Origin of the sequence: Klebsiella planticola (assembly GCF_000783935.2) — a bacterium.
In the GTDB taxonomy this organism is placed as follows: domain Bacteria; phylum Pseudomonadota; class Gammaproteobacteria; order Enterobacterales; family Enterobacteriaceae; genus Klebsiella; species Klebsiella planticola.
The window spans coordinates 3,703,915-3,725,721 of the sequence record NZ_CP026047.1; the positions used below are offsets into that span (position 1 = coordinate 3,703,915).

26 protein-coding genes are annotated in these 21,807 nt (G+C 58.2%); 8 read left to right on the forward strand and 18 right to left on the reverse strand.

Annotation, left to right across the window (positions count from 1 at the left end):
• Window positions 1–9: 9 nt before the first annotated feature.
• Window positions 10–1,095: a tartrate dehydrogenase gene (locus tag MC50_RS17775; RefSeq protein ID WP_047664602.1), complete on the reverse strand. Its 1,086-nt coding sequence runs from the start codon at window positions 1,093–1,095 to the stop codon at window positions 10–12.
• An 82-nt stretch (window positions 1,096–1,177) separates the two neighbouring features.
• Here MC50_RS17775 and MC50_RS17780 point away from each other — a divergent pair, with 82 nt between their 5' ends.
• Window positions 1,178–2,128: a LysR substrate-binding domain-containing protein gene (locus tag MC50_RS17780; protein WP_163921880.1), complete on the forward strand. Its 951-nt coding sequence runs from the start codon at window positions 1,178–1,180 to the stop codon at window positions 2,126–2,128.
• A gap of 154 nt (window positions 2,129–2,282) precedes the next feature.
• Here MC50_RS17780 and MC50_RS17785 read toward each other — a convergent pair whose 3' ends face one another.
• The 4 genes from MC50_RS17785 to puuD form a co-directional block, all read right to left on the reverse strand.
• Window positions 2,283–3,563, reverse strand: coding sequence for an NAD(P)/FAD-dependent oxidoreductase (locus tag MC50_RS17785; protein WP_047664605.1), 1,281 nt, complete (start codon window positions 3,561–3,563; stop codon window positions 2,283–2,285).
• Between the two features lie 2 nt (window positions 3,564–3,565).
• Complete coding sequence (gene puuC / locus MC50_RS17790) at window positions 3,566–5,053, reverse strand: aldehyde dehydrogenase PuuC (protein ID WP_032695707.1); 1,488 nt, start codon at window positions 5,051–5,053, stop codon at window positions 3,566–3,568.
• 238 nt (window positions 5,054–5,291) lie between these two features.
• A complete protein-coding gene (gene puuR / locus MC50_RS17795) occupies window positions 5,292–5,849 on the reverse strand; it encodes an HTH-type transcriptional regulator PuuR (protein WP_032688428.1) in 558 nt (185 codons plus the stop codon).
• A gap of 25 nt (window positions 5,850–5,874) precedes the next feature.
• Entirely contained in the window at window positions 5,875–6,627 is a 753-nt protein-coding gene (puuD, locus tag MC50_RS17800; RefSeq protein WP_181890568.1) for a gamma-glutamyl-gamma-aminobutyrate hydrolase, read from the reverse strand.
• Window positions 6,628–6,852: 225 nt separating this feature from the next.
• Between puuD and MC50_RS17805 the strand changes: the two genes are divergently transcribed.
• From MC50_RS17805 to MC50_RS17815, 3 genes are all read left to right on the forward strand, one after another.
• On the forward strand, window positions 6,853–8,271 hold the full coding sequence (locus tag MC50_RS17805; RefSeq protein WP_032688426.1) for a glutamine synthetase family protein: 1,419 nt from the start codon (window positions 6,853–6,855) through the stop codon (window positions 8,269–8,271).
• 182 nt (window positions 8,272–8,453) lie between these two features.
• Window positions 8,454–8,648 (forward strand): YmjE family protein, encoded by a 195-nt coding sequence (locus MC50_RS29380; protein WP_422662558.1) that lies wholly within the window; start codon window positions 8,454–8,456, stop codon window positions 8,646–8,648.
• Window positions 8,638–10,029 (forward strand): APC family permease, encoded by a 1,392-nt coding sequence (locus MC50_RS17815; protein ID WP_032688425.1) that lies wholly within the window; start codon window positions 8,638–8,640, stop codon window positions 10,027–10,029. Before MC50_RS29380 ends, MC50_RS17815 begins: the two co-directional genes overlap by 11 nt.
• 100 nt (window positions 10,030–10,129) lie before the next feature.
• Here the strand turns inward: MC50_RS17815 and MC50_RS28535 are convergent, their stop codons facing one another.
• Entirely contained in the window at window positions 10,130–10,252 is a 123-nt protein-coding gene (locus tag MC50_RS28535) for a small membrane protein (RefSeq protein WP_146047092.1), read from the reverse strand.
• A 247-nt stretch (window positions 10,253–10,499) separates the two neighbouring features.
• Here MC50_RS28535 and MC50_RS17820 point away from each other — a divergent pair, with 247 nt between their 5' ends.
• The gene (locus MC50_RS17820) at window positions 10,500–10,724 is read left to right on the forward strand and encodes a hypothetical protein (RefSeq protein WP_032688424.1); all 225 of its coding nucleotides are present in this window, start codon (window positions 10,500–10,502) and stop codon (window positions 10,722–10,724) included.
• A gap of 17 nt (window positions 10,725–10,741) precedes the next feature.
• Here the strand turns inward: MC50_RS17820 and MC50_RS17825 are convergent, their stop codons facing one another.
• Window positions 10,742–11,491, reverse strand: a complete 750-nt coding sequence (locus tag MC50_RS17825) for an SDR family oxidoreductase (RefSeq protein ID WP_047664608.1) — start codon at window positions 11,489–11,491, stop codon at window positions 10,742–10,744.
• A 100-nt stretch (window positions 11,492–11,591) separates the two neighbouring features.
• On the opposite strand from MC50_RS17825, the gene MC50_RS17830 reads away from it, so the two are divergent.
• On the forward strand, window positions 11,592–11,951 hold the full coding sequence (locus MC50_RS17830; RefSeq protein ID WP_032688422.1) for a winged helix-turn-helix transcriptional regulator: 360 nt from the start codon (window positions 11,592–11,594) through the stop codon (window positions 11,949–11,951).
• Here the strand turns inward: MC50_RS17830 and MC50_RS17835 are convergent.
• Together MC50_RS17835 and MC50_RS17840 are read right to left on the reverse strand one after the other, a co-directional pair.
• Entirely contained in the window at window positions 11,948–12,742 is a 795-nt protein-coding gene (locus tag MC50_RS17835; RefSeq protein ID WP_047664611.1) for an SDR family NAD(P)-dependent oxidoreductase, read from the reverse strand. The two genes, MC50_RS17830 and MC50_RS17835, sit on opposite strands and share 4 nt — an antisense overlap.
• A gap of 130 nt (window positions 12,743–12,872) precedes the next feature.
• Entirely contained in the window at window positions 12,873–13,322 is a 450-nt protein-coding gene (locus MC50_RS17840) for a winged helix-turn-helix transcriptional regulator (RefSeq protein WP_032688420.1), read from the reverse strand.
• A gap of 156 nt (window positions 13,323–13,478) precedes the next feature.
• On the opposite strand from MC50_RS17840, the gene agp reads away from it, so the two are divergent.
• On the forward strand, window positions 13,479–14,726 hold the full coding sequence (gene agp, locus MC50_RS17845) for a bifunctional glucose-1-phosphatase/inositol phosphatase (protein ID WP_047664612.1): 1,248 nt from the start codon (window positions 13,479–13,481) through the stop codon (window positions 14,724–14,726).
• A 74-nt stretch (window positions 14,727–14,800) separates the two neighbouring features.
• On the opposite strand, the gene MC50_RS17850 is transcribed toward agp, so the two are convergent.
• Window positions 14,801–15,028 carry a YccJ family protein gene (locus tag MC50_RS17850; RefSeq protein ID WP_004860407.1) on the reverse strand — a complete coding sequence of 76 codons (228 nt, stop codon included), beginning with the start codon at window positions 15,026–15,028 and terminating at the stop codon, window positions 14,801–14,803.
• 20 nt (window positions 15,029–15,048) lie between these two features.
• A complete protein-coding gene (wrbA, locus tag MC50_RS17855; RefSeq protein WP_004860410.1) occupies window positions 15,049–15,645 on the reverse strand; it encodes an NAD(P)H:quinone oxidoreductase in 597 nt (198 codons plus the stop codon).
• A gap of 382 nt (window positions 15,646–16,027) precedes the next feature.
• Here wrbA and MC50_RS17860 point away from each other — a divergent pair, with 382 nt between their 5' ends.
• The gene (locus tag MC50_RS17860; RefSeq protein ID WP_004860412.1) at window positions 16,028–16,201 is read left to right on the forward strand and encodes a con-10 family general stress protein; all 174 of its coding nucleotides are present in this window, start codon (window positions 16,028–16,030) and stop codon (window positions 16,199–16,201) included.
• Between the two features lie 167 nt (window positions 16,202–16,368).
• Here the strand turns inward: MC50_RS17860 and rutG are convergent, their stop codons facing one another.
• From rutG to rutA, 7 genes are read right to left on the reverse strand one after another with little or no spacing between them, the layout of a single operon-like run.
• Window positions 16,369–17,691 (reverse strand): pyrimidine utilization transport protein G, encoded by a 1,323-nt coding sequence (gene rutG / locus MC50_RS17865; protein WP_032700334.1) that lies wholly within the window; start codon window positions 17,689–17,691, stop codon window positions 16,369–16,371.
• Window positions 17,692–17,712: 21 nt separating this feature from the next.
• Window positions 17,713–18,207, reverse strand: a complete 495-nt coding sequence (gene rutF / locus MC50_RS17870) for an NADH-dependent FMN reductase RutF (protein ID WP_004860416.1) — start codon at window positions 18,205–18,207, stop codon at window positions 17,713–17,715.
• 9 nt (window positions 18,208–18,216) lie between these two features.
• Window positions 18,217–18,807: a malonic semialdehyde reductase gene (locus MC50_RS17875; protein ID WP_032688417.1), complete on the reverse strand. Its 591-nt coding sequence runs from the start codon at window positions 18,805–18,807 to the stop codon at window positions 18,217–18,219.
• 14 nt (window positions 18,808–18,821) lie between these two features.
• Window positions 18,822–19,607, reverse strand: a complete 786-nt coding sequence (gene rutD / locus MC50_RS17880; RefSeq protein WP_032695975.1) for a pyrimidine utilization protein D — start codon at window positions 19,605–19,607, stop codon at window positions 18,822–18,824.
• On the reverse strand, window positions 19,601–19,996 hold the full coding sequence (gene rutC, locus MC50_RS17885) for a pyrimidine utilization protein C (protein WP_032688415.1): 396 nt from the start codon (window positions 19,994–19,996) through the stop codon (window positions 19,601–19,603). Before rutC ends, rutD begins: the two co-directional genes overlap by 7 nt.
• Window positions 19,989–20,699 carry a pyrimidine utilization protein B gene (rutB, locus tag MC50_RS17890; protein ID WP_032695714.1) on the reverse strand — a complete coding sequence of 237 codons (711 nt, stop codon included), beginning with the start codon at window positions 20,697–20,699 and terminating at the stop codon, window positions 19,989–19,991. The genes rutC and rutB overlap by 8 nt, the downstream gene beginning before the upstream one ends.
• Window positions 20,699–21,790: a pyrimidine utilization protein A gene (gene rutA, locus MC50_RS17895; protein ID WP_032688611.1), complete on the reverse strand. Its 1,092-nt coding sequence runs from the start codon at window positions 21,788–21,790 to the stop codon at window positions 20,699–20,701. The genes rutB and rutA overlap by 1 nt, the downstream gene beginning before the upstream one ends.
• Between the last annotated feature and the right edge of the window lie 17 nt (window positions 21,791–21,807).

Genomic DNA, 21,807 nt, shown 5'->3' on the forward strand with positions numbered 1-21,807 from the left:
GGAGGCGGGTTAGCGCAAAATCGCCTGGCAAATGGCGTCGCTGACCTGCCGGGTCGAGGCATTCCCCTTCATATCCGGCGTTTTCGGCCCGCTGGCGATAACCTGCTCAATGGCCAGTAAAATACCGTCATGCGCCGCCTGATAGCGCGCGTCGCCGGCGCCGAGGAAATCCAGCATCATGGCGCCGGCCCAGATAGTGGCTATTGGGTTGGCGATGTTTTGGCCATAAATATCCGGCGCCGAGCCGTGTACCGGCTCGAACAGCGACGGGAAGGTGCGCTGCGGATTCAGGTTCGCCGACGGGGCGATGCCGATAGTGCCGGTACAGGCCGGGCCAAGATCGGAGAGGATATCGCCGAACAGATTTGAGCCGACGACCACGTCGAAGCGTTCCGGCTGGAGGACGAAGCGGGCGCACAGGATATCGATATGCTGTTTATCCCAGCGGATGTCAGGGTACTCCCGGGCCATGGCTTCTACGCGCTCATCCCAGAAGGGCATACTGATGGCCAGCCCGTTGGATTTGGTGGCGGAGGTCAGGGTCTTACGCGGGCGGCTTTGCGCCAGCTCAAAGGCGTAGCGCAGGATCCGGTCTACGCCGCGGCGGGTGAATACCGACTCCTGAATCACCATCTCATGTTCGGTCCCGGGGTTCACGCGTCCACCGAGCGAGGAGTATTCCCCTTCGGTATTCTCCCGCACCACGTAGAAATCAATATCGCCGGCTTTTTTACCCGCCAGCGGGCAGGGAACGCCGGGAAACAGGCGCACCGGGCGCAGGTTGACGTACTGATCGAACTCGCGGCGAAACTTGAGCAGCGAGCCCCACAGTGAGACGTGATCCGCGACGGTTTCTGGCCAGCCGACGGCGCCAAAATAGATAGCATCAAAGGTCTTCAGCTGCTCATGCCAGTCGTCCGGCATCATTTTGCCGTGGCGGGCGTAATAGTCGCAGCTGGCCCATTCAATCTGTTCAAAGCTTAATGACAAATCCCAGCGTTCCGCCGCGGCGTGTAATACGCGAATACCTTCAGGCAGAACTTCTTTACCAATACCGTCCCCTGGGATGGCGGCAATACGACAGGTTTTCTTCATACCGGTTCTCACTTATCAGCGATGAAAATTGACTTCCTTTCTATCCTATAATTGACTGGTTCATAATTAATCACGCTAACTGGTGAAACATAAAACACAGTTCATGAATAATCTGCCGCTGCTAAATGATTTACGCGTGTTTATGCTGGTTGCCCGCCGCGCCGGTTTTGCCTCAGCCGCCGAAGAGCTGGGCGTTTCGCCCGCGTTTGTCAGCAAGCGCATTGCGTTGCTTGAGCAGACGCTGAATGTGCTGCTGCTGCACCGCACCACCCGGCGGGTCACGATTACCGAAGAGGGCGAGCGCATCTACGAATGGGCGCAGCGCATTTTGCAGGACGTCGACCAGATGATGGATGAGCTGTCCGATGTGCGTCAGGTGCCGCAGGGGACGCTGAAGATTATCAGCAGCTTTGGCTTTGGGCGCCGGGTGGTGGCACCGGCGCTGTCGGCGCTGGCTCGTCAGTATCCGCAGCTGGAGCTGCGGTTTGATGTTGCAGACCGGCTGGTAGATTTGGTGAATGAAGGCGTCGATCTCGATATTCGCGTGGGTGACGATATCGCCCCCAATCTGATTGCCCGTAAACTGGCGACCAATCAGCGGATTCTCTGCGCTTCGCCGGCGTTTCTGGCCCGCTATCCGCAGCCCAGGCAGCTTAGCGATCTGGCGACCTTGCCCTGTCTGGTGATTAAAGAGCGCGATCGGCCGTTTGGCGTCTGGCAGCTTCACGGAAAAGAGGGGGAGCAGGCCATTAAGGTGACCGGCCCGCTCTCCTCTAACCACGGGGAGATCGTGCATCAGTGGTGTCTGGACGGGCAGGGGATCTCGCTACGCTCGTGGTGGGATGTCCGTGACAACATCGCCAGCGGCCACCTGGTGCATCTGCTGCCGGAATATTCTCAACCGGCCAATATCTGGGCGGTGTATGTGTCGCGGCTGGCGACCTCGGCGAAAATCCGGGCCACGGTAGAGTTTTTACGCCACTACTTTCAGCAGCACTATCCACAGCAATGCATCGTGAGCCGCGAAACCTGATGCGTAAGACGAGAACACGCCCGGCGGCGGGTGCTGCCGGGCGTGCGGTCAAACAGCCGGCGCCAGTAAACGGTGCCCTGGCGCCGTCGAAGGCGCGCCGGGCGCGGGATCAACGAACCCGGCGGCAGTTATCGACCCCAGGCGGCGTACCGGCTTACACCCCGAGGCGGTCGCGCAGGCTGTAGTACGCCGCGCCCATTGCGGTAAACGGAATACGCAGGCTTCGTCCGCCCGGGAACGGGTAGTGCGGCAGGTTGGCAAAGGCGTCGAAGCGCTCGGCATCCCCGCGCAGCAGCTCGGAAATCAGCCGACCGGCGAGGTGGGTACAGGTGACGCCGTGGCCGCTGTAGCCCTGCATGTAATAGATGTTGTTGTCCAGGCGACCGAACTGCGGCATCCTCGAAAGCGTCAGCAGGAAGTTGCCGGTCCAGCGATAATCGATTTTCACCCCTTTCAGCTGCGGGAAAGTCTTCAGCAGCTTCGGCATGATCAGGCGTTCAACATCGTCCGGATCGCGGGCGCCGTAGACCACGCCACCACCGTACAGCAGACGGTTATCGCCGGTCAGGCGGTAGTAGTCCAGCAGATAGTTGCAGTCCTCCACGCAGTAATTTTTCGGGATCAGCGAGCGGGCGACCTCCTCGGACAGCGGCTCGGTGGTGACCACCTGGGTACCGCACGGCATACTGCGTTTGGCCAGCTCCGGCTCCACTTTGTCGCCAAGGTAGGCGTTCCCGGCGACGATCACGTAGCGGGCGGTCACCTGGCCTTTGGCGGTGCTCACCACTGCCGGGCTGGTGTGCTGGATACGGGTGACCGGCGATTGTTCATAAATCCGTCCGCCGTTCAGACGAATGGCATCCGCTTCGCCGATGGCCAGATTCAGAGGATGAATATGACCACCGCTATGATCGAGCAGGGCGCCGGTGTAACGATCGCTGTTGACCTCGCGGCGGATGGCATTGGCGTCCAGCAGCTCCAGCTGGTTATTACCGTAGCGCTCCCAGTTCGCTTTCTGTTCTTCCAGGGTTCCCAGCTGTTTGTGGTTCATCGCCACAAACAGGCCGCCGGGACGATAGTCGCACTGAATCTGATAGCGCTGGATACGTTCGCGGATGATCTCGCCACCTTCAAACATCATGCTGCCGAGCATTCTTGCCGCGTCCGGTCCGTAGGTTTTTTCAATCACGTCGATATCGCGGCTGTAGGAGTTTACCAGCTGGCCGCCGTTGCGCCCGCTGGCGCCAAAGCCGATCCGGGCGCTTTCCAGCAGCACCACGTCATAGCCCATTTCGGCAAGATGTAAGGCGGAAGAGAGGCCGGTGTAGCCGCCGCCGACCACGCAGACATCGCAGCTGATGGATTCGCTCAGCGTCGGAAACGGTGCGTATTTGTTGGCGCTGGCGGCGTAATAACTGGTGGTATGTTCGGTCATAATTAAGACTCCAGAGTCATCCAAATCGTTTTCAGTTCGGTGAATTTTTCCAGCGCGTGCAGAGACTTATCGCGTCCGTTTCCGCTTTGCTTATAGCCGCCAAACGGGACGGTCATATCACCATCGTTATAGTTGTTCACAAAAACGGAGCCCGCTTTCAGGCGCCGGCTCATGCGGTGGGCGCGGGAAAGATCGCGCGTCCAGACCGCGGCGCCCAGGCCGTAATGGCTGTCGTTGGCAAGCCGTAACGCCTCTTCTTCGCAGGTGAAGCGGGTAACCACCAGTACCGGGCCGAAAATCTCTTCCCGGCTCAGAGGAGAGGCCGGATCGACATCGACAAAAATGGTCGGGCCGACGGCGGCCGGCCACGGATTTTTCCGCCCATCGATCAGTAAGGTGCTGTGACTCTCACCCACGCGGATAAAGCTGTGGACGCTGTCGGCATGGGTGTTATCAATCAACATGCCCATGGTGGTGTTGGGGTCGAGCGGGTTGCCCGGCTGCCAGAGGCGAGCCTGCTCCTGCAGACGGCTGAGGAACTCATCGGCAATGCTGTCTTCAACCAGCAGGCGGGTCCCGGCGATGCACACCTGGCCCTGGTTGTAGAAGATGCCGCCGGCGGTGGCGTTGACCGCTTTTTGCAGATCCGGGCAGTCGGCAAAGACGATATTGGCGCTTTTACCGCCGGCTTCCAGCCAGACGCGCTTCATATTGCTGTCGCCGGCATCTTTTAACAGCTGTTTGCCGGTGCGGGTGGAGCCGGTAAAGGTGATGACCTCGACGTCCGGGTGCAGCGCCAGGGCCTGGCCCGCTTCATGGCCAAAACCGCTGATCACGTTCAGCACACCGTCCGGCAGCCCGGCTTCTTTCGCCAGGCCTGCAAGACGCAGGGCGGTGAGCGGTGATTTCTCAGACGGTTTAAGCACGATGCTATTGCCGGTAGCCAGCGCCGGGCCGAGTTTCCAGCAGGCCAGCAGCAGCGGGAAATTCCACGGGACCACGGCGGCAATCACGCCTACCGGTTCGCGGACGATCATCGCCAGCTCATTGACGCCGGTCGGCGCGACTTCGCCATACACTTTGTCGATGGCTTCCGCATACCAGCGGATGGCCCTGGCAGCGCCGGGGATATCGTCGCGCAGGCTGTGGCGGATCGGCTTTCCGGTATCGAGGGTCTCCAGCAGCGCCAGCTCTTCACGGTGGCTTTCCATCAGGTCCGCCAGCTTATTGAGCACCGCTTTACGCTTCGCGGGTGATGCCTGTGACCAGTCGCCGCATTCAAAGACGCGGCGCGCGGCCTGAACGGCGAGGTCGACGTCGGCCTTTTTACCGCGGGCGACGTGCGCCAGCGTGTGCTGGGCGGCAGGGTCGATGGTTTCAAACGTGGTATTATCGACAGCAGAGCAGTATTCGCCATTAATAAATAACCGCGTTTCAATCTCCATGCTTTTCGCTTTATCCTGCCACCAGGCCAGATGTTTGAAATCCATATAAGACTCCTTAATCACATAATCGAATAGTGGGCATTTCAGACAGCACAGGGCGCAGGGCGTCCCCGGAGTCAGATACCGTCTTTAGCGCGTTTTATTTGCGCGTATTATTGCGGCCAGCAGGAAATAAGATTCCGCACTACGCTGCGTATTATTTGCGTGTTCTTCGCTCCGCCGGAAACAGGGCATCCGACGGAGCAGGCCAGAAGAAAGCCTGAAACCTGCTCAGGCTAAAAAATCAGAATGTGGTGGGGGTATGGGCACTGATAATTCGGCAAATGCCGGCCGAAGTATTGCTGAAACTGTGCGGTATGCCGGTATTTATGGCATAGCTTTGCCCAGCAACCAGATGATACGACTGACCATTGATGACCAGTACGACTTCACCTTCCAGTATGGTGCCAATTTCCTCACCTTGATGTTTGATCCTCTCCCCGGTTGTGGTTCCAGGCTGGTAAGTTTCAAAAATCATCGCCAGCGTACGGTTCGGATTTCCGTTATGCACCAGCTTCATCGAAACCCCCTGACTGCCGATTTCGATAAGGTCATCCTGATTAATAACCACCTGCGGTTCATCAGGTTTTTCTGGTTCAGAAAAGAATTCCGAGAGCGACAGCCCATAAACTTTCAGCAGCTTTTGCAGCGTACTGATGGCAGGACTGACTTTGTCCTGTTCTATGGTACTGATGGCACTATGTGTTAACCCAGACAGTTCGGCGGCACGACGTTGTGAGAGACCCAGCTGTTGGCGGATCGCTGACAGACGTTTTCCTGGCGCCAGTCCGTCATCGCTCATATTTGCATTTCCTTAACTGTAATGGTCAGAGCCGCGGCTTTTCAGCCATGCGGTTCTGACAGGCGGTGATAAAACCTTCAAACAACAAACGCGACAGGGCGTATTCACTACTGTTCCATTCCGGATGCCACTGTACCCCCAGCGCGAAGGGGTGGTCATTGACGCTGACCGCTTCTGCCAGCCCATCGGAAGAACGGGCTTCGACGCGCAGACGCGAGCTTAATGTCTTTGCTCCCTGCCCATGTAGCGAGTTTACCCAAAACGTGTTGCAGCCCGGTATTAACTGTGAAAGTAATCCTCCTTGCTGAACCTGTACTTCGTGAGACGGCGCATATTGCTGCTCTACCGGCAGTTCCGCATCTTCGCGATGTTCGAGGAGCTCCGGCTGCTCGAAAAGACGACGATACAGAGTCCCACCGGTGGCGACAACCAGTTCCTGTAACCCACGGCAGATGGCGAAAATGGGGATGCGCCTTTCGAGTGCGGCGTTTATCAGTGCCATGCTCAGAAGATCACGCCCGGGATCGGCGTCAGGCTCATCGCCGTTTTCACCATAAAGGTGCGGCTGCACATTGCTGGGGCTGCCCGGCAGGTAAATGCCGTCCAGTTGCGGTAACAACGCGGCAAGCAGTTCCGGTTCGGCCAGCGCATGCGGCAGGGCAATCGGCAATCCACCGGCGTTAATTATTGCATTCAGGTATTTTTCTTGCAGGGTCTGGGTCTGGTGACCCTTCAGCCTGTTCCTGCACATCACGACACCAATAACTGGCTTGTACATTATATTTTCCATGATCGCCCTCACAAAGTGGACTAAATTATGACCGTTTAGCGCTTTAAATGGCCATATCGTTCAATATTTTCTCAATCTAGCAGTGAGAATTGCCGTTTGCAAACTTAATTTAACATTTGACAAACATTTTGTTTGCATACACATTCGAATAGTGGACATTATATTTAACGGCAAGAAAGCCCGGCTCCGAAACCAACACAACGGCGGTGAATGATGGAAACCAATATTGTAGAAGTTGAGAATTTTGTTCAGCAGTCAGAAGAGAGACGGGGCAGCGCATTCACCTGGGAAGTGAAGCGCTACCTTGAGCAGTATCCGAATACGCAGTACGTCGATGTGCTGCTGACCGATCTGAACGGCTGTTTCCGCGGTAAGCGCATCCCGGTCTCCAGCCTGAGCAAACTGGAAAAAGGGTGCTACTTCCCGGCCTCCGTTTTTGCCATGGATATTCTGGGGAATGTGGTGGAAGAGGCCGGTCTGGGCCAGGAGATGGGGGAACCGGACTGTACCTGCGTACCGGTACCGGGCACCTTAACCCCTTCTGCCGCCGACCCGGAGTCTATCGCGCAGCTGCAGCTGACCATGGTTGATGAAGATGGCGCTCCCTTTGACGTTGAGCCGCGGAACGTTCTCAATCGACTCTGGCAGCAGCTGCGCCAGCGTGGGTTGTTCCCCGTGGTAGCGGTAGAGCTGGAGTTCTATTTACTCGATCGTAAACGCGATGCGGAAGGCTATCTCCAGCCGCCTTGCGCGCCGGGTACCGGCGATCGCAACACCCAAAGCCAGGTCTACTCCGTGGATAACCTCAACCACTTCGCCGACGTGCTCAACGACATTGATGAGCTGGCCCAGCTGCAGCTGATTCCGGCCGATGGCGCGGTGGCGGAAGCGTCGCCGGGTCAGTTCGAAATCAACCTTCATCACACCGATAACGTGCTGGATGCCTGCGACGATGCTCTGGCGTTAAAACGCCTCGTGCGTTTGATGGCAGAGAAGCATAAGATGCATGCCACTTTTATGGCCAAGCCTTATGAAGAGCATGCCGGTAGCGGGATGCATATCCATATCAGCATGCAAAACAACAAGGGCGAAAACGTTCTCGCGGATGCCAGTGGCGAAGATTCTGCGCTGCTGAAACGCGCGCTCGCCGGGATGATTGACCTGATGCCGGCGTCGATGGCGCTGCTGGCGCCAAACGTCAACTCATATCGCCGCTTCCAGCCGGGTATGTATGTGCCGACGCAGGCCTCCTGGGGGCATAACAACCGGACGGTGGCGCTGCGGATCCCCTGCGGCGATCGCCAGAATCACCGGGTGGAGTATCGCGTGGCGGGGGCCGACGCCAACCCGTATCTGGTGATGGCGGCGATCTTTGCCGGCATCTTGCACGGTCTGGACAATACGCTGCCGTTGCAGGAAGAGGTGGAAGGCAACGGTCTGGAGCAGGAAGGGCTGCCGTTCCCGATCCGTCAAAGCGATGCGCTGTGGGAGTTTATGCAAAACGATAGCCTGCGTGAGCGCCTGGGGGAACGTTTCTGCCACGTTTACCACGCCTGTAAACATGACGAATTATTGCAGTTTGAGCGTCTTATCACAGAAACAGAAATTGAGTGGATGTTGAAAAACGCCTGATTGCCGCCCCGCAAGGGGCCTGTAGATTTGATAGACAAGTAGCATCATACGGCCTGAGCGGAGCCTGGTCGGACGTTTTTGCTGGGAGTCCAGCCATTTCCCGGATGTCGCGTAAAGGAGCGCAGGCGATAACGGGGCTTCAGTTAACGACACAGTGTGTGACGAGGTAAGAGATGACGCCGATGTTCAAATATCCGCAGGGAGAAGGAGGCCATGAAGGCCGCGATGCATGCCGTAATAACGCGAAATCAACCGCCGTATGCCGAAACGTTTTAACCGATTATTTATGCCTTACCCCCTTGCTAAGCAGGTTTGTTACCCGGTCATTGCGCCCGCAAACCCACGTTTACATGGGGGGGTATAACTATGGCTGCTAACACTTCTCTCGACATCTCATCCGCGGCGGGGAAACCGCGTTTGCGCAAGTCGCTCAAGCTCTGGCAGGTGGTGATGATGGGGCTGGCCTATCTCACCCCGATGACGGTGTTTGATACCTTTGGTATTGTCTCGGGAATCAGTAACGGCCACGTTCCCGCGTCCTATCTTCTGGCGCTGGCCGGGGTGCTGTTCACCGCCATCAGCTACGGTAAGCTGGTGCGACAGTTCCCGGAGGCCGGGTCGGCGTATACCTATGCGCAGAAGTCGATCAGCCCGCACGTGGGTTTTATGGTGGGCTGGTCTTCACTGCTGGATTATCTCTTTTTACCGATGATCAACGTGCTACTGGCGAAGATCTATCTGTCGGCGCTGTTTCCGGAAGTTCCGCCGTGGGTGTGGGTGGTGGGGTTTGTGGCGATTCTGACCGCGGCGAATATCAAAAGCGTCAATCTGGTGGCCAACTTCAATACGCTGTTTGTGCTGGTGCAGATTGCGATCATGGTCGTCTTTATTTTCCTGGTGGTGCAGGGGCTGCATAAGGGTGAAGGGGTCGGGACCGTCTGGTCGCTGCAACCGTTTATCAGCCAGAATGCCCATCTGATTCCGATTATCACCGGGGCGACGATTGTCTGTTTCTCGTTCCTCGGTTTTGATGCGGTCACCACGCTGTCGGAAGAGACGCCGGATGCCGCACGCACCATTCCGAAAGCCATTTTCCTGACGGCGGTCTATGGCGGGATTATCTTTATCGTCGCCTCCTTCTTTATGCAGCTCTTTTTCCCCGATATCAGCCGCTTTAAGGATCCGGATGCGGCGCTGCCGGAAATTGCGCTGTACGTCGGCGGGAAACTGTTCCAGTCGATTTTCCTCTGTACCACCTTCGTCAACACGCTGGCGTCGGGGCTGGCGTCGCACGCCAGCGTCTCCCGCCTGCTGTATGTCATGGGGCGCGATAACGTCTTTCCGGAGCGTATTTTTGGCTATGTCCATCCGAAATGGCGGACCCCGGCCCTCAACGTGTTGATGGTGGGCGTGGTGGCGATGTCGGCGCTGTTCTTTGATCTGGTGACCGCGACGGCGCTGATTAACTTTGGCGCGCTGGTGGCGTTTACCTTCGTCAACCTGTCAGTGTTCAACCACTTCTGGCGGCGTAAAGGCTATAACAAAACGTGGAAGGATCGCGTGCACTACCTGATTCTGCCGCTAATTGGCGCGGCGACGGTAGCGGTCCTGTGGGTTAACCTGGAGGCAACATCATTGACCCTGGGTCTGGTGTGGGCGGCGTTAGGGCTGCTGTATCTGACCTGGCTGACCCGTCGCTTCCGTCAGCCTCCGCCGCAGTTTGACGCCCGTAAAGCGGAGCAGGCCTGGGAGTCGTAACCGTTCAGACTGAACAGGAAGTAAAGAATAAAAGCAGGCATAACGCCTGCTTTTATTCTTCCTGGATGCGTCGTGGCGCAACGTGGTACCTCGGGAGGGGCTATTTTTTCTTCTTATGGGTCGGGAGCTGGCTGGCGCGGCGTTCTTTGACGTATGACACCAGACTGTAAATCGCCACTCCCAGCAAAATGACCGCGACAACAATGAGAATAATACTGGACATAAGCGATCCTGGGCTTGAGTTGAAAACCATGAACTCTATTAAGTTACGTGTAAGATAGCATCAGGATGTGTCCGAAATATGACTCGTTTTACGGTTAAAATCGAAAAAAATCAGGATGATAAAATCATACTGACCGGTCTGAAGCGCCGTTTCGTCGGTCGGGTAACACTCCGTTAAGTGATTTTACAGACGTACGGCCCGCGGGCTGATACCCTGCATTTGAGTAAGAATTGTCTGAGAGTAATGCATGCGTAATCAACATATCGTCGGCCTGGTTGGGCTGACTCTTATCCTGACTTCATTTGCCGGCGCAGCGGAGTCAGATCGCCAACAAACCCGCGAACGAATCATGGATCAGGTGCTAAAACCCTGTGAAGGCAAAAAAGCGGGGGACAAAGTGGTGATGGTCGATCGTCGCGGCGGCGAGCATGAGGCGATCTGCACGCTGGCGGCGGTACCGCTACCGGAGTAACGCCCGCCGCCGCCGGCTCAGAGATTTCCCGTGCCGCCATCCACCCGCAGTTCGCTGCCGAGTACGTAGCTGGACTCATCCGATGCCAGATACAGGGCGGCGTTGGCCAGCTCCTGCGGCGTGCCCATCCGTCCCAGCGGCACCAGGTTTTTGATCTCCTCCTGCAGGTCGCTCAAGGCCTGGGCGCTGAGGCCGAGTTTATCCAGCGCCGGGGTGCGCACGGGGCCCGGACTCAGGCCATTCACCCGGATACCGTGCGGTAGCAGCTCCGCCGACAGGGTACGCGCCAGCGACAGCAGCCCGGCTTTACTGGCGGCATAGGCGCTGCTGGTGGGCAGGCCGATATGGGCGCTGACCGATCCGCAAAGAATGACCGACGCCGGGTTGGCGAGCAGCGGCAGCAGCGCCTGCAGCAAGAAGAACGGCCCTTTCAGGTTGATATTCATCAATCGATCCCACTCCGCTTCGCGCCAGTCGCCGAAGGAGGCATGGGTGACATCACCGGCGTTGACGAACACCACATCCAGCTGCGGCCAGCGGTCGGTGAGGGTTGCGGCCAGCTGGCGCTGCCCGGCGGCGTCGCCGGAATCGGCGGCGATGACCCAGCCATTGTTACCCAGTAGCGCCTGCGCCTGCTCAAGGGCGACCGGATTGCGCCCTGTCACCGCCACCTGCGCCCCTTCGGCGATAAACGTCTGCGCCGTAGCGAGACCAATCCCGCTGGTCCCGCCGGTTATCAGCGCATATTTTCCTGCTAAACGTCCCATTACCTTCTCCTGATAGTGATGTGGAAAAGGGACTATAAAAGCTTTAGTATCCAAAGGATACCAGGTACCAATTGGATACTAATGAGGCGAAAGGTGTGCTATGGCGAAGACAGCGGCGCGCGTCGGGGAAAATAATTTCGTGCAGCATGCTTGCCCGATGACCGATTTTGTTAATCTGATTGCCGGGAAGTGGGCGATCCCGATTCTCTACCGGCTGATTGTCCTTAATGCGCCGGTGCGCTTCGGCGAACTGCTGCGCGCGGCGGCGCCGATTACGCAAAAAGAGCTGACCCGCCAGCTGCGGTTGTTCGAGCAGCGCGGGCTGGTGTCGCGCTGCGTCTATCCCGAAATTCCCCCCCGCGTTGAATATCAGATAACTGACCTGGGACTGTCGATGCGCAGCGCACTTCAGCCGCTGGCGGAGTGGATGAGTCAGCACGGCCACCTGCTCAAACGTTAAGCCCGGCGATAGCGCGGCGCCGGTTGGCCGGTGCGTGCGCTGCCGAACAGCGCGAGCCTCGCCTGGTCGTAATGGGTCCAGAGCGCCAGATCGTGAACCGGCGGCAGGGTGATATTTTCGCCCTGATCAAGGCCGCTAAGCGCCGCGTCCACCAGATCTTCCGTCGTCATCACCGAGCCTGCCGGCAGTGCGTCAAGAGCGACGCCGGAGGTGGGCCACAGATCCGTCGCGGTTGCCGCCGGAAGCACCGCCTGAATACGCAAACCGCTGTCGGAAAACTCCTCCTGAAGCGCGCGGGTAAAGCTCAGCACCCACGCCTTGCTGGCGCTGTAGACGGCGCTGCCCGGTAGCGCATGCAGCGCAAGAATGGAGGCGATATTGATCAGCGTCCCCTGACCTCGCGGGCTGAAGGCGGCCAACGCCGCATAGCTCAGGCGCAGCAGAGCGGTGGTATTCAGGGTATGAATCATCTGATGTTCGCGCACATCCGTGGTCAGTAACCCTCCCATTTTCGCCGTGCCAGCGTTGTTAATCACCAGCGCAATCGTCGGATCCGATTGCAGGCGCGCTTCAACGGCGCGGATACCGCTTTCTTCGCTCAGGTCTGCCTTGAGTACGTCGGCCCGGATGCCGTACTGGCGCTGCAGCTCTTGGGCGAGGGCCTGCAAACGTTCTTCCCGGCGTGCGACCAGAATCAGGTGATAGCCGCGAGCGGCGAGACGTTCGGCATAGAGGGCGCCGATGCCGGAAGATGCGCCGGTAATCAAAGCGGTATAAGAAGGGGTCGTCATGGAGTTACCTCAAGTAATATGGTTGCATTATTAAACCAAATTCAGCATGCGTTAAATGGTTTAATAATGCAACCAATTGACGGAGGTTATTTTATTATGAGGAATGATTAAAAAGTAATAATTATTAAAATCAGTCTGTTAGCGGAAGTCTGGCGGTAATGTCGTCGGGGCGGAGCGTCCGGCCATCGGCGGACTGTAGCACCAGCTTGCGCAGCGGCTGGCGCGTGAGATTATCAATCAACACGGTGGCGGGTTCGTCGGGCGTCAACAGATACTCGTCGGCCCATTGCGCCAGCGCCACCAGCACAGTTTGCAGCCCACGCCCCTTTTCGGTAAGCACGTACTCCTGCCACGCGCTACCGTCCGAAGCGGGCTGCATCGTGAGAATACCTTCTTCCACCAGCATTTTTAGCCGCCCGGCGAGCATGTTCTTAGCAATGCCAAGGTGCTTTTGAAATTCGCTGAAGCGCCGGGTCCCCCCCAGGGCATCGCGGACAATGAGTAGCGACCACCAGTCGCCAATGACGTCAAGTGAGCGGGCAATGGGGCAACTGCTGTTTTCCAGACGAGTACGTTTCACGAGAGCTCCTGTGGCTTCAGTTGTTTTATTATAAAACTATTTCCCCGGGCTGCGAAAAGTTTCTCCCGTTGCGTGAGTTTGCGAGCCGTCGTGCGGAAAAATGTCATCAATTTGTCACAATGAAAGCGATGATAATCACTGACTGAGGATTAAGGGATGCAAAAGAATCTACTCGCCAGCGTCGTAGCCGGCGCCGTATTGTTATCGACGGCTGCCCAGGCAGAGGAACAGACGGCACCGCAGGGCTATCAGCTACAGCAGGTGTTGATCATGAGTCGCCACAACCTGCGCGCGCCGCTGGCCAACAACGGCAGCGTGCTGGAGCAGTCAACGCCGAAATCATGGCCGGAGTGGGATGTGCCCGGCGGTCAACTGACCACTAAGGGCGGCGTGCTTGAGGTCTATATGGGGCACTATATGCGCGAATGGCTGGCGCAGCAGGGGCTGGTCACCCGCGGCGAGTGTCCGGCGGAGAATAGCGTTTACGCCTACGCCAACAGCCTGCAACGTACCGTGGCGACTGCGCAGTTCTTTATAACCGGCGCGTTCCCCGGCTGTGGGGTTACGGTTCATCACCAGCCGCAAATGGGCACCATGGACCCGACGTTTAATCCGGTGATTACCGACGATTCTGCCGCCTTCAGCGAAAAAGCCGTACAGGCGATGGAAAAAGAGCGGCAGACCATGCAGCTGGCCGACAGCTACAAGCTACTCGAAGTGATGACGGACTATCAAAATTCACCGTCCTGCAAAGAGAAGCAGCAGTGCTCGCTGAGCGACGGCAAGGATACCTTCAGCGCAAAATATCAGCAGGAACCGGGCGTTTCCGGGCCGTTAAAGGTGGGCAACTCGCTGGTTGATGCCTTCACGCTGCAGTATTACGAAGGGTATCCGCTGGATCAGGTGGCGTGGGGCGAGATAAAAACCGACAAACAGTGGCAGGTGTTGTCGAAGCTGAAAAACGGCTATCAGGATAGCCTGTTCACCTCGGCGGAAGTGGCGCGCAACGTGGCTAAACCGCTGGTGAAATATATCGATAAAGCGCTGGTCAGCGATCCCGCTCAGGCGGCGAAAGTGACGCTGCTGGTGGGGCACGATTCCAATATTGCCTCACTGCTGACGGCGTTAGACTTCAAACCTTATCAGCTGCATGACCAGTATGAACGGACCCCGATCGGCGGGAAAATTGTTTTCCAGCGCTGGCATGATAGCGGCGCCAACCGTGAGCTGATGAAAATTGAGTATGTGTATCAAAGCACGGCGCAGCTGCGCAATACCGAAACCTTAACCCTGCAATCCCCGCCGCAGCGCGTGACCCTGGCGCTGAACGGCTGTCCGGTGGATGCAAACGGCTTCTGTCCGATGGAGACCTTTAAGCAGGTGATGAACGACGCGGCGAAATAAAAAAAACGGACCGGCCATGGCTGGTCGGTCCGGGTCTTGTTTTGTTGGCCCGGTCATGCGCCGGGCACTCCGGGTTACACGTTTTTGCGCTCGATGGTCTGTTCGCCCCAGAAAAGGGCGTCTTTATCCGTTTTCGCGAAGGCCAAAGAGAGCACTTCATCGCTGCCTTCTTCCCAAATTTTCTCTGCTAGCTTTTCATCGTATTTGGCTAATTCAAAAATCGCTTCGGCGATCTCTAAAGAGGTATTTCGTAAACTAGCCCATTCACCCACGTGGTGGGCTTTCGCTTCTTGAGTTGGCATGCAAATCCTCCTGCTGAAGGTTAGCCGTGTAGTTTAACTGCCAGTCCTGCGACATGTTCACCCTGATAGCGGGCGATCGCCAGCTCTTCCTGACTTGGCTGACGAGAACCATCGCCGCCGGCGATAGTGGTTGCGCCATACGGTGTGCCGCCGCGCACCGCCGACACATCAAAAAGCTCCTGGGCGCCGTAGCCGATAGGGACAATCACCATCCCATGATGGGCAAGCGTGGTCCAGGTAGAGGTAATGGTCTGCTCTTGTCCACCGCCGGTACCGGTAGAGCTAAAGACGCTGGCCAGTTTGCCGTACAGTGCGCCCGATGCCCACAGGCCGCCGGTCTGATCGAGGAAGGTGCGCATTTGTCCGGACATATTGCCGAAACGGGTGGGGGTACCAAAGATGATGGCATCATACTCTGCCAGTTCCTGCGGCGTGGCGACGGGCGCATTCTGCGTTTTCCCGCCTGCTTTGGCGAACGCCTCAGCTTGCATAGTTTCCGGCACGCGCTTCACGACCACCTCAACGCCGTCTACTTTGTTCGCCCCTTCGGCGACAGCGTGAGCCATGGTTTCGATGTGTCCATACATTGAATAATAAAGCACCAGAATTTTAGCCATTTGCATCACTCCTCGGTTGCGTTAGAGACCAGCCAAACGACTGGCTACCTTTAAAGATAAGGCCTCTGGCTAAGAGTGCAAATCTAACAATCATTTATTTGATTTATAACAAAATTGCAAAGAACGCGTTTGTCGCAAAAAGAAACATCTTTATCTGCCCGCTTTTCATCAGCCATAAGAGACGCTTAGCGCGGCGCGGGCGGCGGTAAATCCGTTGTGGCCGTCAAATTATTACAGAATGTTACTATTTGTCTGGTGAATGAGTTTCCTTCACTACGCTTAACAGCACGCAATACGAAAAATGGCCATGCCATATGCCGCTGAGTCGCGGCCTCGTATTGTACGCAATGCAAGATGATGTCTAACCAAGTGGAGGTCAGTGATGGCAAACCATCGTGGCGGTTCCGGCAACTTTGCTGAGGATCGTGAAAGAGCATCAGAAGCAGGTCGTAAGGGTGGCCAGCATAGCGGGGGGAACTTCAAAAACGATCCTCAGCGCGCCTCGGAAGCCGGCAAAAAAGGGGGGAAAAACAGTCACGGCAATCGTCATAGCTGACCTGCCCGGCTGACTGTGTTCGATGTGGCTCTACTCTCCTCGGCACCCGCCACATCCTCCTCGCCGCCGGCCTCCGCCGGCGGTTTTTATTGCCTGTCGCGAGCCCCCCTGGCAGCGCATGAGATTGTGGGGCGACACGTTCTTCGCCGCCCCGTAAGCGTAGCGTTTTAAACGGGGGTGACGTCGGGCTGTTCTGCTTCACGTGCGCGGCGGTTCAGCAGCGCGTGAAGTAAAATCGCGCCAAAGGTGGCCGTTCCGATCCCGCCAAGGGTAAACCCGCCCAGCGACAGGGCGAAATCTCCGGCGCCGAGCACCAGCGTGACCGCCACCATGATCAGATTGCTGTTCTGACTCAGGTCAACCCGATTCTGTACCCAGATACGGGCGCCGGCGACCGCAATCAAGCCAAAGACCACGATCGACGCGCCGCCGATAACCGGCCCGGGGATCGTATGGATCAACGCGCCAAACTTCGGTGAAAAGCCGAGTAAAATGGCAATCAGCGCGGCGGCAACAAACACCAGGGTGGAATAGACTTTGGTCACCGCCATCACGCCGATATTTTCCGCATAGGTGGTCACGCCGCTGCCGCCTACCGCGCCGGAGAGCATCGTCGCCAGCCCGTCACCGACGAACGCCCGTCCCATATAAGGGTCCATATTGCGTCCGGTCATGCCGGCGACCGCTTTCAGATGCCCCAGGTTTTCCGCCACCAGAATCACCGCCACCGGGGCTATCAGCATCATCGCCTGGCCGTCAAAGGTCGGGGCGGTAAAGTGCGGCAGCCCGAACCACGCCGCCTGGTGCAGTAAGGTAAAGTCGAGCGGTTTACCCAACCCGAGGAGATTCGCCAGCAGCGCGTACAGCCCGCAGGCAACGATCAGGCCGACGAGAATCAGCAGCCGCTGGATCATCCCGCGGGTAAAGACCGCCACCAGTCCGATACAGAGTACGGTCAGCACCGCCATCCAGCCATCGAAGGCGGAGGCGGAGACGCTGTGTACGGCGATGGGGGCGAGATTGAGCCCAATGGCCATCACCACCGCGCCGGTCACCACCGGCGGCATCAGTCGTTCAATCCAGCGGGTACCGATTTTCATCACTACCACGCCAATCAGGGTATACACCAGGCCGCAGGCGATAATTCCTCCGAGGGCGACGCTAAGGTGCGGATTGAGTCCCTGACCATTAAAGCCGGTGACGGCGATAACCACGCCGATGAAGGCGGCGCTGGAGCCCAGGTAGCTTGGCACCCGACCGCCGGTTACCAGGAAAAACAGCAGCGTGCCGATACCGGACAATAAAATCGCCAGGTTAGGATCCAGCCCCATCAGGATGGGCATCAGCACGGTGGCGCCAAACATGGCGACCGCGTGCTGGACGCCCATGACCATCGTTTGTCCGACGGAGAGGCGTTCATCGGGGGCCACCACGCCGGACGCGGCGGAAGGGGAGGTCAACTGCCAGCGAGGAAAATCGAAAAGTGCCATGATGATATCCCGGGTTTGAAGTTAACAGGCTGGACGCATAAGCGTGTGGTAGCCGCGGTCGAACCACATCAGCCCGCGCGGCTCTGGATGTCTGACGATGGCGGCCACTTCACAGAACAAAATGTCGTGGGTGCCGACGCTGACTATCTGGTTGATACGACAATCGAAGCTGACCAGCGCATCGACCAGGCGCGGGCAGCCGGTGAGACCGGTTTGCCATTCGGCGGCGGCGAAACGCTCCGCCATCGGCGTTTTACCGCCAAAGACGTTGGAGAGCGACTCCTGGCCAGCCGCCAGGGTGTTGACGCACAGCGCCTGGTGCTGGCGGAAGGTTGGCCACACCGAGGCGGAGCGGTTGAGACAGACCAGCAGCGTTGGCGGCGTATCGGTGACGCTACAGACCGCGCTGGCGGTAAATCCGGCGCGACCCGCCGGGCCATCGGTGGTAATCACGTTGACCGCCGCGCCGACCTGGGCCATGGCGTCACGAAAACTCTGTTTATCCGCTACGGACATAGTGGCTCCTTACGCCAGCTGGCAGGCATCATCAAAGGACAGGCGCGGCAGGCGGCCATACAGTTTGGCAGTGTCGCCATAACCAATATTAATCAACAGGTTGCTCTTCCAGCCGCTGTCGGCAAAGAACGCCGCATCAACCTTGTCGCGGTCAAACCCTGACATCGGGCCGGTATCCAGGCCAAGGGCGCGGCAGGCGAAAATCAGATATGCCGCCTGCAGAGAGCTGTTGCGAAAGGCGGTCTCTTCCGCCAGCTGCGGACTGGAGGTGAACCAGCTGCGGGCATCGCCGTGGGGGAACAGCGTCGGCAGGCGATCGTAGAAGGCGCGATCCCAGGCCACGATGGCGGTCACCGGCGCGCGCAGGGTTTTTTCGAGGTTGCCGCTGGAGAGCGTCGGACGCAGTTTCTCCTTTCCTTCCGGCGTGCGGACAAACAGGATCCGTGCGGGGGAGCAGTTGGCGGAGGTCGGCCCCATTTTCATCAGATCGTATATTTCGTGCAGCAGGCTATCGCTGACCGGTTTATCCAGCCAGCCATTGTGGGTACGGGCGTGAGTAAACAGACTGTCGCGCGCGCTTTGGCTAATGCTTTCGCTCATAGATTCTCCTGATATCAGGCCAGCATGGCGGCCAGCCCGTTGCATAAAATAGGGTTGAAGGTGTCGGCATCAGTCACGTTGCAGGCGTGGCCGCCCCAGGCCATCTCGACCCGCTGGCTGCCCGCTATCGCCGCTTGTAGCGTGCGCGAGCAGGAGGCAGGAACCAGCAGATCGTCATGGGCGCTGACGATCAGGGTCGGGCATGCCACGGCGGACGCCCGGCGAGAAAAGTCGGCCTGCTTCAACGCCTGCAGCCGCTTGAGCAGATTCTCCTTGCCCTGAAAATGGCTGAGGGCGAGAGCATCTTCCGCCTCTAGCCTCGGCATCCGCGCGGCCATCCACTCCGCCGGGTAGAGAAATAAAGGTTGTGCTTCGACCCACGCCTGGGCACCGCCCGCGTGCAGCAGACGCTCGCGTACCTGAAAACAGCGGCGGGTGTGGGGAGACAGGGTTAGCCAGCCGTTGACCAACACCAGGCCGCTGACCGCCTGCGGAAAGTCCAGCGCCAGCTGCAGGGCAATCAGCGCCCCCAGGGCGTGACCCACCAGGGCAAAGCGGGATATTCCCGCCGCCTGCAGCGCCTGATTGAGCTCCTGCGCCATGGTCGCCATGCTGTAGCCGGCGGGCAGCGGCCCGGCGTTTTCACCGGTGCCGTTTTGATCATAGCTCACCAGCTGATACCGTTGTTCCAGCGCCGCGCGCTGCGGCAGCCAGTAGCTGCCCGCACCGCCTAAGCCGGCGCTCAGCACGACCGTCGGTGCACCCTCAAAGGGGGGCGGGGAGATATTCAGTTTCATGATGCTGCTTTTCCGATATGGGCGACGGTCGCTATCTCTACCAGCGCCTCCGGCTTGACCAGCCCGCACTGAATGCAGAAGCGCGCCGGTTTATCCCCTGGGAAGAACTCGGCATAGACTTCGTTAATCGCGGCGTAGTTTTTCCAGTCGGTGATAAAGATGCTGTTGAACGTCACATCCTCCATGCTGCCACCCGCCGTTTCGATCACCGTTTTGATCGTTTCCAGAACGTGACGGGTTTGCGCCTTTGGGTCGCCGATGTGGACCACGTTATTTTGCTTGTCAAACGGCAGGGTGCCGGAGACATACACCACCCCATCGGCCAGGGTGCCAGGGACGAAAGGGGCAATCGGCGTGGTGGTGCCGGGCGGAATAATCACCTGTTTAGGCATAACGTTTCTCCTCCGGGAAAGATAGCGGGGCGGCCGGGGCCAGCGCATCGCAGAAGCTGGCGACGTCGCTGACCCAGCCAAAGAAGGTCTCAATATTGAACAGTGCAGCCTGCTGGGCGAAAGCCGGGCCCGCCTGGTGGGTGGCATCTTCCAGCACGACGCCGAAATACTCGAGGAAGAAGCCGTCGCGCAGGGTGGACTCCACGCAAACATTGGTGGCGATGCCGGTAAAGATCAGGTGGCGAATGCCGCGGCTGCGCAAAATACTGTCCAGCTGAGTGTTGAAAAAGCCGCTGTAGCGCGGTTTCGGCAGCACCACATCGCCGGGCTGGGGCTGCAGCTCATCGACCAGTTGATAATCCCAGCCGCCTTTAGCCAACAGTTTGCCCTGCAGTTCAGGACGACGGCGCATGGTCTTCAGAGCGTTAGATTTGTGGTAGTTCGGCGAGCCCGGGCCACCGGCTTCCATATACTCCTCATCCCAGCCGTTCTGGAACCAGATGATCAGCATGCCGGCGGCGCGGGCCGCGGCAACGGCGGTATTAATGTTGTCGATAACCGGCCGGGTGGCGGAGACATCAAACCCGGCAAGATCGAGATATCCTCCCTGGCTGGCATAGGCGTTTTGCATATCGACGACGATCAGCGCGCTATTTTGCGCCGGGAAGGTCAGGGATTCCGGACGGGCGGAAAGCGTAATCATCAGGCAACCTCGCGGGTAACGGTGGCAATATGGTCACGGCAGCGCATCAGCGGCTGAATGCGCTGGCCAAAGGCATCGATGCCAGAAAGAAAATCATCAAACGTCAGCAGGACGCCGTCGGTGCCGGGGACGGAGGCGACGTCGTCGAGCATTCGGGCGACGTTGGCGTAGGAGCCCACCAGCGTTCCCATATTGATATTGACCGCCGAGGTCGGGTCGGCCATCTGGCGGACGTTGGTGTCGCTGCCGGAGCGGGTGTCTTTTTGGCTTTGTTCGGTGAGCCAGGCCAGCGCTTCGTCATCGGCTCCCGCCTTGTAGTGCTCCCATTTGGCGCGGGCCGCTTCGTCGGTTTCATCGGCGATGACCATGAACAGCACATAGGAGCCCACGTCGCGACCGGTCTTTTCCGCCGCCTGCATCATGCGCGCGGCGGTCGGCGCAAAGGCGGTCGGGGTATTGACCCCTTTGCCGAAGCAGAAGTTGTAGTCGGCATACTGGGCGGAGAAGGCCATGCCCGCGTCGCTTTGCCCGGCGCAGATCACTTTCATCGGCTGCGACGGCTGCGGGCTGACGCGACAGTCGTTCATCGTGAAGTGGTCGCCTTTAAAGTCGCTGCGCCCGGTGCCCCACAGGTCGCGCAGTACCTGGACATATTCGGTGAGATAGTCGTAGCGGCGGGCGAAATAATCGTCGCCGGGCCAGATGCCCATCTGCTCATATTCCGGTTTTTGCCAGCCGGTCACCAGATTGACGCCGAAGCGGCCGCCGGAGATAGAGTCGATGGTGGAGGCCATCCGGGCGACAATGGCCGGCGGCAGCGTGAGCGTCGCGGCGGTGGCGTAGATCTGGATCCGCGAGGTCACTGCGGCCAGGCCGGCCATTAAGGTGAAAGATTCGAGGTTATGATCCCAGAACTCGGTTTTGCCGCCGAAACCGCGCAGTTTGATCATCGACAGCGCAAAATCAAAATGGTAATGCTCCGCTTTCTGGACGATCGCTTTATTCAGTTCGAACGTCGGCATGTACTGCGGGGCATGGGTTGAAATCAACCAGCCGTTATTACCAATCGGAACGAAGACACCAATTTTCATACGTACCTCTCTGCAAT

Bases quoted from the DNA above. Each gene is read 5' to 3' on its own strand.
- MC50_RS17775 (WP_047664602.1), bottom strand. From the start codon at position 1,095: ATGAAGAAAACCTGTCGTATTGCCGCCATCCCAGGGGACGGTATTGGT.
- MC50_RS17785 (WP_047664605.1), bottom strand. From the start codon at position 3,563: ATGACCGAACATACCACCAGTTATTACGCCGCCAGCGCCAACAAATAC.
- puuC (WP_032695707.1), bottom strand. From the start codon at position 5,053: ATGGATTTCAAACATCTGGCCTGGTGGCAGGATAAAGCGAAAAGCATG.
- puuR (WP_032688428.1), bottom strand. From the start codon at position 5,849: ATGAGCGATGACGGACTGGCGCCAGGAAAACGTCTGTCAGCGATCCGC.
- puuD (WP_181890568.1), bottom strand. From the start codon at position 6,627: ATGTACAAGCCAGTTATTGGTGTCGTGATGTGCAGGAACAGGCTGAAG.
- MC50_RS17805 (WP_032688426.1), top strand. From the start codon at position 6,853: ATGGAAACCAATATTGTAGAAGTTGAGAATTTTGTTCAGCAGTCAGAA.
- MC50_RS29380 (WP_422662558.1), top strand. From the start codon at position 8,454: ATGTTCAAATATCCGCAGGGAGAAGGAGGCCATGAAGGCCGCGATGCA.
- MC50_RS17815 (WP_032688425.1), top strand. From the start codon at position 8,638: ATGGCTGCTAACACTTCTCTCGACATCTCATCCGCGGCGGGGAAACCG.
- MC50_RS28535 (WP_146047092.1), bottom strand. From the start codon at position 10,252: ATGTCCAGTATTATTCTCATTGTTGTCGCGGTCATTTTGCTGGGAGTG.
- MC50_RS17820 (WP_032688424.1), top strand. From the start codon at position 10,500: ATGCGTAATCAACATATCGTCGGCCTGGTTGGGCTGACTCTTATCCTG.
- MC50_RS17825 (WP_047664608.1), bottom strand. From the start codon at position 11,491: ATGGGACGTTTAGCAGGAAAATATGCGCTGATAACCGGCGGGACCAGC.
- MC50_RS17830 (WP_032688422.1), top strand. From the start codon at position 11,592: ATGGCGAAGACAGCGGCGCGCGTCGGGGAAAATAATTTCGTGCAGCAT.
- MC50_RS17835 (WP_047664611.1), bottom strand. From the start codon at position 12,742: ATGACGACCCCTTCTTATACCGCTTTGATTACCGGCGCATCTTCCGGC.
- agp (WP_047664612.1), top strand. From the start codon at position 13,479: ATGCAAAAGAATCTACTCGCCAGCGTCGTAGCCGGCGCCGTATTGTTA.
- MC50_RS17850 (WP_004860407.1), bottom strand. From the start codon at position 15,028: ATGCCAACTCAAGAAGCGAAAGCCCACCACGTGGGTGAATGGGCTAGT.
- wrbA (WP_004860410.1), bottom strand. From the start codon at position 15,645: ATGGCTAAAATTCTGGTGCTTTATTATTCAATGTATGGACACATCGAA.
- MC50_RS17860 (WP_004860412.1), top strand. From the start codon at position 16,028: ATGGCAAACCATCGTGGCGGTTCCGGCAACTTTGCTGAGGATCGTGAA.
- rutG (WP_032700334.1), bottom strand. From the start codon at position 17,691: ATGGCACTTTTCGATTTTCCTCGCTGGCAGTTGACCTCCCCTTCCGCC.
- rutF (WP_004860416.1), bottom strand. From the start codon at position 18,207: ATGTCCGTAGCGGATAAACAGAGTTTTCGTGACGCCATGGCCCAGGTC.
- MC50_RS17875 (WP_032688417.1), bottom strand. From the start codon at position 18,807: ATGAGCGAAAGCATTAGCCAAAGCGCGCGCGACAGTCTGTTTACTCAC.
- rutC (WP_032688415.1), bottom strand. From the start codon at position 19,996: ATGCCTAAACAGGTGATTATTCCGCCCGGCACCACCACGCCGATTGCC.
- rutB (WP_032695714.1), bottom strand. From the start codon at position 20,699: ATGATTACGCTTTCCGCCCGTCCGGAATCCCTGACCTTCCCGGCGCAA.
- rutA (WP_032688611.1), bottom strand. From the start codon at position 21,790: ATGAAAATTGGTGTCTTCGTTCCGATTGGTAATAACGGCTGGTTGATT.